Here is a 2,546-nt window from a genome sequence, read left to right as displayed (position 1 = left end):
TCCTCCCCGGAGGAGGGGGTGGGCGTGCTCGACCGGATCCGGCCGTGGCTCGCCCCGCTCCTCGCGCTCACGCCGGGATCGCGTTCACGCCGGGGTCGTACGGCGCACGGCCTCGACGATCACCGAGGCCAGCGAGGGGCCGCCGGCCCGGGCGGCGGCCCGCTGGGCGTCCGCGCCGGTGCCCCGGGCGAGGAGCCGGGCCACGCCCCGCTCGGCGAGCTCCCGGTCGCCCGCGTCCTCCAGGGCGGGGCGCACGTGGTCGAGCAGGGCGAGGAGCACCTCGCCGGCCGGGACCGGCCGCCAGCTCAGCGGGTGGAGCAGCTCGCCGCCGAGGCCGTACCGGCTGGCCCGCCAGGCCGCCAGCCGCAGCACGACCGTCGACACGGGGTCGGGGCGCAGGCCCCGGCGCCACGCGCGGGCCGCGGTCTCGACCAGGGCGCGGCTCAGTACGGCCAGGAGGACCGTGTCCTCGACGTCCAGGCAGACGTCCCCGACCCGGATCTCGACCGTCGGGTAGCGACGGGAGAGCCGGGCGTCGAAGTAGACCATGTGGTCGTCGACCAGCACGTCGCTGGCGAGCATCTCCCGCGTGGTCCGCTCGTACGCCTCCACGTCCCCGTACAGCTCGCTGGGGCCGGACATCGGCCAGCGCTGCCACAACTGGTGGCGCCAGCTCGCGTAGCCGGTGTCGACGCCCTGGAAGTAGGGGGAGTTGGCGCTGAGCGCGAGGAGCGGGGCGAGCCACGGCCGGATCCGGTCGAGCACGCCCACCCCCTCCTCCGGGGAGGAGAGGTGGACGTGGACGTGGCAGGCGCAGGCGTACTCCTCGTCGACGAGGTGGGCGTACCGGTCGTGGATCCGCTGGTAGCGGTCGTCCGGGTTGAGCAGCGGACCGAAGTCCACGGGCGGGGTCGCGAGGGCCGCGACCGCCACTCCGGCCTCCTTGGCCGCGGCGGCGGCGGCGAGCCGGGCCCGCCGCAGCTGGTCGGCGAGCTGGGGGGTGGTCGTGCAGGGGGAGGTGCCGATCTCCAGCTGCTCGTAGTACAGCTCGGGCTTCGCCGGTTCCGGTCCATCGGTCCGCGGCCCGGCGTCGGCGTGCCAGGCGGCGATCTCGGTGACGGTGCCGGCCAGGGGCTGGGGGAGCCCGGTCTCGGGATCGACCAGGAGGAGCTCCTCCTCCACCCCGAACGTGCGCAGCCCTTCCCCGCGGTGGTAGACCCACCGCTGCTGGTTCCGCATGGAGCGCTCTCCTTCACGGGCGGACGGTGGTGCGCTGACGGCCGTTCGAACAGAGCTTTCTCCAAGGCTGTCCACGAACGTCCCGGCTTCCACCCGTCCCCGTACAGATGGCGCGAAATCGCCCCCTGAAGGATGGCTTCAGGGGGCTCCATTCGGCTTCCGGCTCCTCATGGAGGCGGAGCGGTGCGCCCGGAGGCGGAAGGGCGGGTCAGGAGGCGGAGGAGCGGCGGCGGCCCAGGAGCAGGCTGCCCGCGCCGAAGGCGGCGAGCGCGCCCGCGCCGGCCAGGGCCAGGGGCAGCGGGGAGGCCGGGGCCCCTGCCGTCCCGGCGGAGAGCGCGGGCGGCTGCTCGTCGCCGCCGTGGCCCGCGTGGCTCACGGTGGACAGCCGGGCGCCGGCGGCCAGTTCGGCCTCGGTGGGCGCCTCGGCCCCGGTGGCGGTCGCCGCGGCGGCCGCGCCGAAGGTGACGTCCGAGCAGCTGTAGAACGCCTCGGGGCTGTCGTTGCGCTGCCACACCATGTAGACGATGTGGCGGCCGGAGCGGGCCGGCAGGTTCCCGGTGAAGGAGTAGTACCCGTCGGTGGCGGTGCGGGTGGTCTGGTGCACCGCGACCGGGGTGGCGTCGAGGTCGGACCACTTCAGCGGCTGCGTCGGGTCGAAGCCGGCCTTGGTGAGGTACATCGTCATCGTGCCGGAGTGGGCGGCGGTGGCCCGGATCTTGAAGCCGAAGGCGCCGGCGGAGACGGCGGTGGCGGGCCAGTCGGTGCGCGCCCAGTCCAGGGCCCGGTACTTCTCGCGGTTCGCCGAGCAGAGCTTGCCGTCGGGGATGAGGGCCCGGTGGTTGCCGTCGGCGTTGGCGATGTTGACCTCGTTCCAGTCGTAGAGCGGCTGGGTGCCGGAGTCGGCGACGAGGTCCTTGCACACCTGCGAGTCGGGGCTCTCGGGGCCCTCGGCGTAACAGGCGGCGATCCGGCTCACCGGGTTGAAGACGGCCCCGTGGGCGGCGGCGGTGGTGGGGGTGAGACCGACGAGGGCGGCCGCGGCGGACAGGGCGGCGACGCCGGCGGCGGTGCGGCGGGAGGCGGGCATGCGGGGGCTCTCTCTCGTGCGTGGGGGAGTACGGGACGAGCAACGCGCGCGTGGCGCACGGAAGTTGAAATCCGTGCGACCGGGTAGAGACTCGCATTGGTCCATACCAATCGGCAAGGGGGTGGGCGGAAAAAGGCCCGGACGCGCGGAACGGCGGCTGCCAGGGCGCGCCCTCGTCGTTGTCGGTCGGCGCCCGCCACACGGCGAGCCCGAAACCGGT

Annotated in this window: 2 protein-coding genes; both read right to left on the bottom strand. The window is 74.7% G+C overall.

Annotated features, from left to right (window positions below; all coding sequences use genetic code 11):
* Positions 1-84 precede the first annotated feature (84 nt).
* Positions 85-1,239 carry a glutamate--cysteine ligase gene (locus AB0E83_RS35370; protein ID WP_362120917.1) on the bottom strand — a complete coding sequence of 385 codons (1,155 nt, stop codon included), beginning with the start codon at positions 1,237-1,239 and terminating at the stop codon, positions 85-87.
* Positions 1,240-1,447: 208 nt separating this feature from the next.
* Entirely contained in the window at positions 1,448-2,326 is an 879-nt protein-coding gene (locus tag AB0E83_RS35365; protein WP_362120915.1) for a lytic polysaccharide monooxygenase, read from the bottom strand.
* Positions 2,327-2,546: the final 220 nt, after the last annotated feature.

It is taken from the genome of Streptomyces sp. NPDC035033, assembly GCF_040636735.1.
Classification (GTDB): Bacteria; Actinomycetota; Actinomycetes; order Streptomycetales; family Streptomycetaceae; genus Streptomyces.
This window is presented reverse-complemented; position numbering and strand designations above follow the sequence as displayed.

Excerpts from the sequence above, each read along its gene's own strand:
- AB0E83_RS35370 (WP_362120917.1), bottom strand. The coding sequence starts at position 1,239 with ATGCGGAACCAGCAGCGGTGGGTCTACCACCGCGGGGAAGGGCTGCGC.
- AB0E83_RS35365 (WP_362120915.1), bottom strand. The coding sequence starts at position 2,326 with ATGCCCGCCTCCCGCCGCACCGCCGCCGGCGTCGCCGCCCTGTCCGCC.